The organism is uncultured Rhodoblastus sp., from assembly GCF_903903185.1.
GTDB lineage: Bacteria > Pseudomonadota > Alphaproteobacteria > Rhizobiales > Beijerinckiaceae > Rhodoblastus.
Map to the genome: position 1 here is coordinate 1 of NZ_CAIUXT010000186.1, position 7,386 is coordinate 7,386.

At 61.1% G+C, this 7,386-nt stretch carries 5 protein-coding genes; 1 reads left to right on the plus strand and 4 read right to left on the minus strand.

Annotated elements, in window-relative coordinates; all coding sequences use genetic code 11:
• Positions 1 to 110: 110 nt before the first annotated feature.
• From QZY01_RS17020 to QZY01_RS17035, 4 genes are all read right to left on the minus strand, one after another.
• Entirely contained in the window at positions 111 to 488 is a 378-nt protein-coding gene (locus QZY01_RS17020; protein ID WP_294539490.1) for a hypothetical protein, read from the minus strand.
• 698 nt (positions 489 to 1,186) lie between these two features.
• On the minus strand, positions 1,187 to 4,975 hold the full coding sequence (locus tag QZY01_RS17025) for an AAA family ATPase (protein WP_294539492.1): 3,789 nt from the start codon (positions 4,973 to 4,975) through the stop codon (positions 1,187 to 1,189).
• A gap of 285 nt (positions 4,976 to 5,260) precedes the next feature.
• Positions 5,261 to 5,767, minus strand: a complete 507-nt coding sequence (locus QZY01_RS17030) for a DUF1612 domain-containing protein (RefSeq protein WP_294539496.1) — start codon at positions 5,765 to 5,767, stop codon at positions 5,261 to 5,263.
• Positions 5,665 to 6,222: a hypothetical protein gene (locus QZY01_RS17035; RefSeq protein ID WP_294539494.1), complete on the minus strand. Its 558-nt coding sequence runs from the start codon at positions 6,220 to 6,222 to the stop codon at positions 5,665 to 5,667. Before QZY01_RS17035 ends, QZY01_RS17030 begins: the two co-directional genes overlap by 103 nt.
• A 160-nt stretch (positions 6,223 to 6,382) precedes the next feature.
• On the opposite strand from QZY01_RS17035, the gene QZY01_RS17040 reads away from it, so the two are divergent.
• A partial coding sequence (locus QZY01_RS17040; RefSeq protein WP_294539498.1) for a transposase family protein occupies positions 6,383 to 7,386 on the plus strand: 1,004 nt, incomplete at its 3' end.

Here is a 7,386-nt window from a genome sequence, read left to right on the forward strand (position 1 = left end):
CGATTTCGTCTTTCTGGCGGCAGGGAATAATTCTATTGTCAGACAAGGCGTAACGCTCCTTCTTGGAGGTTCGGGCAGGTTTCGTCACCAACCCCGTTACGCCGCCTTCCTCACAGCGTCACCCAGTTTCCGCCATAGCTCCGGTGCAGTGCATCGCGGTCCTTGGCCGGAAATTGTCCGTCGTTTGCTACCAGCAGAGCGGGACCCCGAAGAAGGCTATTTGTAGCCTGTGGCCATCCTCGATCCAAAACGCCGAACACCAGCCGTTTTGCGCGAGCATCGTCGGCATTCTGAACAAGCTCTCGCAGGAGGGTTCGCCCATCGCCTGCGTCCTTGTAAACGTCTGAAAGGAGCGTCTGGATGGCCTTGACCTCGTCAAGCGCACTTCGAACGATGCGCGAGTCCGGACGTCGGTCAATTTGCGGCGAGGAATCGCCACTCTCTGGTTCCCGGGGATGCGAGGGGTCGACCAAAGCCTCGTCGATCATGCCTTCGGGAGGAAGTGGCCCCATCACCAACGTCCCCTGGTCGGGAACTGGATACGCGCGTTGTATTCGTTCGTTATACTTTTTTTCTGCACTGAAGTCGGGCCCCTAATAGAATTATCCTAATATATTGAAATTGAATCAATATCCAGGAAGCCAGAGCCGTCCTGATCGGCTCGGGTTCGGAGCCTTTAGAAATGAAGCTTTTGATTTATAAATCGACGTCATGATCCTCGTCGTGGCTGGGATCCCACTTGCGAGCTTATTCACAATCCGGCTTGGCGCAAAGCTCATTAACTCGAAGCGCCGCCAAAGCGATGCATTTTCTTCAGCAGAGTTATGGGGCATGGGGAACTCTCGTAAGGTTGGAGCTTGCGCGAAGCGCGCCCCCTGGTGTGTGATTAAGTGTGCTTTCGGGGCACCGACGAGTTTTTGGCATAAAGGCATGTTATAGAACCATAAACTGGCTTCACGACGGAGTCACGAGCGGCGCGCATCGCAACCCCGCCGGCAAGCCTGTTCAGCTTATCGGTCAATCTCTTAGGTGACCCGCGAGTTGGGCGCCCACTTTCGCGCTTACTGCGGCGCCCGGGTAACGCAGATCACGCAACTGCGCGCGCGGCACGTCGACGTGGTCGACGGCTACTGGAGCATGCTGGGCACCTTCGTCGGCGGCCGACTCAAGCCCGCAGCTGGTTTCATTATCGCCCCCACAGCTTTTCGATCAAATTTCGGATCGCGGGGCTGTCGAGACCCTTCTTTGGTCCGTCCTCCGTCACAATCAGCCGGCCTGAGGGATTCTTTTCGCTCCAGCACTCGACTTTATTATCGGCATAAAAGGCGAGCTTGGCCTTCCAGCGGCTTAGGTAGTCGGGTTGGTCGAGCATGCCACAATGCTCCCAATACCAAGTTCGGCCGTTGCGATCCTCGATCGAGAAATCAGGCCAACGTTGATGTCCATGCTCACCGATGAACACCCTTTCGAAGAAATATCGTATGCCAAGTGTCTTTTCAGCCTCGAAGAGTAAATCGGCGATCACCAATTCGGATTTCGAGCTGACCAGGTCCCCGCGAGCGCTGCGATGGATCAGCTTGTCTTCGAGAAATGTCCGCCCAACGGTTCCAAAAGGAGCTCCAGCCGGAGGGGCCGCATCGACCATCTTCGGCGGCGCGAAGAGGTTAGTGATTCGCCGCGCGACCTCGGAAAAGAATGGCGATCGCAGCGACCGTAAATACGCCAAATCGCCCTGGTGAAGAATGATGACGCGGTCCATCTGCCGGGTCAGGGCCGTGTACAGCATCTCGCGCGAAAGCAGGCGACTGCGCGCGGGCAAAACGAGAAACACCTTGCCGAATTCGCTTCCTTGCGCCTTGTGCACCGTGACAGCGTAAGCCAGCTCCAAAATCGGGGTGCCTTCCTCGGAGAAGTCGCGTCCGCTAAATCCATAGGTAAACTCCGGCTGCGACGCGAACTGCACCGTCGTCCAACTCGGCTTTCTACCGGCTCTGAAGGCTTCACCGACGACTACACCGATTTCGCCGTTCGCCACATAGCCCTCGCCCTTCTCTTTGTCTGCGAAGGCATAGCTTTGCCGACCGTGATTTCGTATGCAAATAACCTTATCGCCATAGGTAATTTGTTCGGCGCCACGGGGCTGGATAATCCGGTATTTGATCCAGAAAGGTGGGCCTTCGTTCGAGCTTCGAGCGAATTTTAGCGTGTCGCTTCGGAAGACCTCTTTGATATGGCGGTTAAGATCAATCGACCCGCTCGATTGGTTGCGATGCGGCGTAAGGATCTGCCACTGCTCGCATTTTTCGATGCCGGCGCCGGCGTTGAAATACACGTAGTCGCCTTGGGGGAAGCCGCCGAGTGTAGCAGCGAAACTCTTCTGTTGCGCGTCGCTGTCCAGGCTCAATTCGTTCAAAAGCGTGGCGTCAAGGAGATCGCGCAGGTCCGATGGAGTCTTCCAGCGAACGAAGCGCAACCGCGGATCCGCGCTACCGGCCAAGACGTCTTCGAGCACCTGGTCTTCGCCAGGAGGGAGATCGCGGCCTGAAAAAAGGTCCGCGAGCTGCACGTCGGCGCACGCGAGGTCGCGCAGAGCCACGCCGGCGGCTCCAGCCGAGGCGTGTCGCCGCCTGACGGTAAGTTCCGCCACGCCTTCGTAGGCATGATCGCCTTGCAGATGCGTAATGAGGTCGACGAAGGGACGGCCCGCGCCGATCGGCGGAAGCTGGCGCGGGTCGCCGACCAGGATCAGTCGCGCGGATACGGGCAGTGCGTCGACGAGAGCAGCCAATTGGTCCTCAGTCAACATCGACGCTTCGTCGACGATGCAGGTCGTAACGCCTCCCGCAGGCGGCGCATCGGGGTCGGCGAAGTAGCGCCCAGTCCATCCGTCGTATCGCTTGTATTCTTTCAAGAATTGGGCGAGCGTCTTGGTATCTTCGGGCCGACGAGTCTGCTGGCCGAGCCGGACGCGCGCCTTTCCCGTGGGCGCGAGGAGGGCCACGCCCGAGCCGACGATCTTCTTTTGTTCGAGAAGCTGCCTGAGGACCGTGGTTTTACCGGTTCCAGCCGGCCCGATCAGCACCGATAAGCGGCTGTTGGCTAACACGTCTAGCGCGAACGCCTTTTCATTTCGTGCTTTCTCTTCTTCCGTGTCGCCTTTCTTGAGCGGGCCGAAGGCTTTTTCGAGCTTATCCGACCAATCGACCTTCGCGGGCGTAACCTTACCCACAACCCGATCAGCGACGGCGCGCTTGATTATCGATCCATAGTCCGAATAGCGCTTGAGTTGCAGCGCGATGCCCCCGACGCCCGGCGCATCCAACACTGCGATTTCATCGCAGAATTCGTCCTTGCAAAGCTTGGCGGCGGTCGTATCGAGCGGAACGGCTCGTGTCGCGGGCAGGTCTTTGGCGAGCCCGTAGACGCTGTCAGCCCCCAACAATGTCTGGCCGCCCTCAGACGCCGCCTTCTCCAGAAGATGAACGCCGACGGCGCGCAAGCGGCGCGGATCGTCATGCTCTTCTGGATCGAAGGTGCATTCTTTTGGCAGCGGATAGCGCTTCAATACCTCGGCATCAGGAAAGATGCCGCGATCAATTGTCCAGATACCGATCGGGTCGTGCGAGGATCGATCTTTTTCGTAAAGTAGGTAAGGGTTCTCAAGGACAGCATCCGTGAGATCCATGTTCTCGAACCAGCGAACGGCTTGGTCGCGGCTGAGCTCGAACCGCGACAGCAGGCGCAAGAGAGCCGCGCGTCGCGGTTCTTCCTTATGAAGATAAACCCAGCGCTTGCGAAGCATCTGGGTGATCTTCGGAGCCCCAGGAGGGACCGTGCCGCCGCAAAATACATTGTCAGCCGCGACCCATGGATCGTCGGTCTCCGACAGCGTCGCGGATAGCGCGAGCGCGAAAAGCGTTCCGTTGAAACCGTCTTGAAGCGCCGAGAGGGCGCTGCCCAGTCCGGGACAAGGACCGCTCAACTTCCAGAGCCGATTTATCTGCTCGTCTATCCAGGCGATCTGCTCCGGCCACGGACCCGTCAGTTTTTTCGAAGCGCGCTCCAGCGCTGACTTACAGGCAAGAAGCGCCGTGATGGCTGAGCCGTGGGTGACATGCTCGGACGCGTAGGAAAACTGATAGCGCGCTTCCTCAGGCGCGCAGGCAAGAAACTCGCTGGGGTCGATCGTATCGTCCTCGGCGGCGCGCTCAAGTATCTCGTGATAAGGAAGCACGATGCCGCCGACGAAATGCCCGGGATTAGCGGCATCTGGTCGGATCGAATGCTGGATTGGCCGCTCCCACATCATCGAACGCAAATGGCCCTTGGGCGCATCCTTGGCGTATTTGTATTGTTCGACTTTGCCCTTGTGTTTCAGCAGGCCTACGGCGACGATGACGCGGCGGTCGTCGTCCGCGAGGGGTGTGCGCTTGGCGTAAAAGAAGGTGAGCGATTTTTCTTCCACGGCGCGAGCCGAGAATGCGTCGAGAAGCACGCGCTGGTTTTCGTGATCCTGAATCCAGTCTGTGCGCGCTAGAAACGCCGGTTCGGTCGGCTCACGTTCCTCGCTGACGTCAAGGTCGCGGTCCTTGGCGATCTTGAATGCATTCTCGCGCAACAGCCACCGAAAAGGTACCAAGGTCGCGCCCCATGCTGGCACGGGCACTGGCGTGCGCTCGATGTGCTTGTGCGCCGGACTCCATTCGGCGTAATTAAGCCGGACCTTGAGCGTGATCCCGTGGCTCGAAAGGAACGTCGCCCGTTCCTTGACGCAGGGCGGCTTACGGTCGTCTTCCAGATCGTGAATCCATTCGCCGCGGCATCCGTCCTCGGCGGCGTCGTTCCGATTTTCGGTGATCGATTTGAGTACCACGCAGGATTGGTTGTTGATGGGGTCAGCACAGACCCGGCCATCCCATTTCGTATCCTGCCACGGCACACGAATAGACAGATGCGTGACGGCTGATCCTTGCATAGATGCTCCCGAAATCGATTGTGCTCGACGCCCCACGAATTACAAGCAGAATATCCGGAGTCGGCGGCGTCTCAGAAACACTTTGGCGCCGGGCGTCCTCGCGCGATAAGGACAACATGTGCGACCATCTGCCGCACAAGGTCAAGCTCACCTTAAAGCGGGGTTTGGACTGGCGTGGCTCGAAATATCGGCGCAAAACTTTATCGTCCAACCCGCCCCGGGCTCACAAAATTCCCCAGGCGCGATAGCGCCTTCGTCCCGTGAGCTCGCGCAGACCCAATTCGGCTATAAGATTCTGCCCCCCCCCCGCGCCGACACCCCCAACTCCTGCGCTAAAAGCTCCGCCGTGACTATCGGCCGCGCCAGAGCGAGATCGAGCGCCAGTGGTAGATGGGAATTCCCCCGCCTCCCCTTGAGCCCTGCCTCCCGTGAAGCCCGGGCCAGCAGCCAGCGGTCGTGATCCCTCAACCCCTGCTCGGCGGCGGAAACAATCGCCTCCAGCCAGAACAGGATTTTCGAAACCGGATCGGCGGCTTTCAGCCGTAGCCGCGGGACGGCGCGGGCGCCGGAGTTGACGCACAACAGATGCACGCGGGATTTGCCGCGCTCACGCAAAAGGGCGGCGGCGAACAGGCGGCCGAGCCAAGGGGCGCGCTGCAGCGGCTCGATGTCGTCCCAAAACGCCGCCGTCAAAGCCGCCGCCAGCGCCGGCGGCAGGCCGGCGCCATAATCGACCGCCTCGCGCCATTGCGCGAGACGCGCGTCCTCGTCCCAGTCGAGATCGTAGACCAGCGGGTCGCGCTCCTCACGATCGACCTTGGGTTTTCGTTCGAGGGCGTGTTCCGTGCGCAGCAGCGCGGCGTCGAGCGCCGCCAGTTCGGCGGCCAGAGGATCGTCGGAAGCGAAATCGCCGTCGTCGTCAGAAGCCCCCTGCCTTCCGAGTCGTCGCCCTCCGTTGGCCTTTCGTCAGCCCCCTCCCCTTCCGGCAAAAAGGTGCCGCCGCGCAAGGCGGCGAGGCCCTCAGGCGTCAGCGCCCAGCCGGGCGCGGCGGCCAGAATCCGCCGGCGCGCCGCGAGAACGCGGCCGGCGCGAACCAGCTCCGCAGTCGGCGTGCGGATGTCCATACGGGCGTCGTGCAGCACGAGGTCTTCGAGATGCGCCAGGTCGCCCTCGAGCCAGAGGCTGGCGCAGGCGTCGGCAAAATGGCTGCGCTCGATCCATCCCTTCCGGATCGGGCTCGACCGCAATCGTTCGTCGAGCCGGGCGAGCGCGTCCTCGGCCTGCGCCAGGTGTCGCTTTTAATTCCTCATTTCAATCGCGCGGGATGTCATTAATCCGTGAGTTTCGGCCGATATCGATCGCTTGTTTTTGGCTAGTGATTTCAATTCAGGCGGATGGCTTTTGGCAATCGGTTCAAAACGCAGTGGAGCCCTGCGCGGTTGCACGGCGGTCGTCGGGGACGATGTCTGGGCGGAAGCCAAGCGACAAGCGCGCGAACTCGACAAGGTGTTGGACGGATCGGGCCTGCGGCGGGCCCTGACCGCGAGAGCCGCCGCCGAACTCAATCTGACGACGCGCCAGGTCTATAATCTGCTGCAGCGCTACGCCGTCCTGCGCACGATCGCGTCCTTGCTGCCGCGCCGGCGCGGATTGCGGGCGAAGCGTCTGAGCGCCGGCGTCGAGGCAATCGTCGCGGCGACGCTCAAAGATAAATGGATGATCAAAGAAGCGCCGCCGCTGGCGCCGATCGTCGACGAGATCAGGGCCCGGTGCGCGGCCACTGGCGAACGGCCACCGTCTTATGTTTCCGTGCAGCGGCGGATCGCCCTGCTGTTTGACGACCTGGCCGTCGCCAAGGCGAGAACTTCCAACGCGAGGCACGTCCGTCGGCTCAAGGCCCGGCCGGGCTATATTTCGGCGGCGCGGCCGCTCGCCGTCTGCCAGATCGACCATACGCCGACCGACATCCAATTCGTCGAGGTCATCGACGCCCTCGGAACTTTCGTCGGGCGGGCCTACCTCACCCTGCTCGTCGACGTGTTTTCGCGAGCGATCCTTGGCTTTTGCCTGACGTTGGAGAAGCCGAAGTCGCTTTCAGTCGCGCTTTGCATGGCGCAGGCGCTCTGCCCAAAGGACGCGTGGCTCGCCGCGCGCGACCTGGCGGATTACGCTTGGCCGATGTTCGGCCGGCCGGAGACCCTCGTGGTCGATGGCGGCAAAGAGTTCAAGGGCGGCGCTTTCGCGCGCGGCTGCAAGGACTACGGAATCGTCATCCGCCCGCGGCATCGCGGCAATGTGCATCAGGGCGGCGTGGTCGAACGGCTGCTCGGCGCGCTCAACGGCGTCATCGGCGCCCTGCCCGGACGCACCGGCCGATCGGTCGCCGATCGCGACGGCTACCCCTCGGAGGC

Coding starts and splice junctions, on each gene's coding strand:
- QZY01_RS17020 (WP_294539490.1), bottom strand. CDS start 488: ATGATCGACGAGGCTTTGGTCGACCCCTCGCATCCCCGGGAACCAGAG.
- QZY01_RS17025 (WP_294539492.1), bottom strand. CDS start 4,975: ATGCAAGGATCAGCCGTCACGCATCTGTCTATTCGTGTGCCGTGGCAG.